This window comes from Actinoplanes sp. KI2 (assembly GCF_025630775.1).
GTDB lineage: Bacteria > Actinomycetota > Actinomycetes > Mycobacteriales > Micromonosporaceae > Actinoplanes.
The window spans coordinates 1-262 of the sequence record NZ_JAOSZE010000193.1 but is presented as its reverse complement, the minus strand read 5'-3'; the positions used below and the strand labels follow the sequence as shown (position 1 = coordinate 262).

The 262-nt window shown below is 75.2% G+C and carries 1 protein-coding gene; it reads right to left on the bottom strand.

Features of this window, described 5'->3' with window-relative positions:
* The coding region (locus tag ODJ79_RS46930; protein ID WP_263030226.1) for a molybdopterin-dependent oxidoreductase at nucleotides 1-262 on the bottom strand (262 nt) is incomplete at both ends.

The following is a 262-nucleotide window of genomic DNA, read 5'->3' as shown; positions in this document are numbered from 1 at the left end:
GCCGGCCGCGTGCGACACCATCGACATGGCCGGGATCGGGGAGAACCCGGCCAGCCGGTCCGGGCCGTGCGCCTTGATGGTGTGCACGTGCGCGGCCGCGATGAGCTCGGTGGCCTCCGCCCAGGTCGCCCGGACCAGGCCGCCCTTGCCACGCACCGACTTGTAGCGCCGCGCCTTGGCCGGGTCCCCGGTGATCTCGGCCCAGGCCGCCACCGGGTCGCCCAGCCGGGTCCTCGCCTCGCGGTACATCTCCAGCAGCACG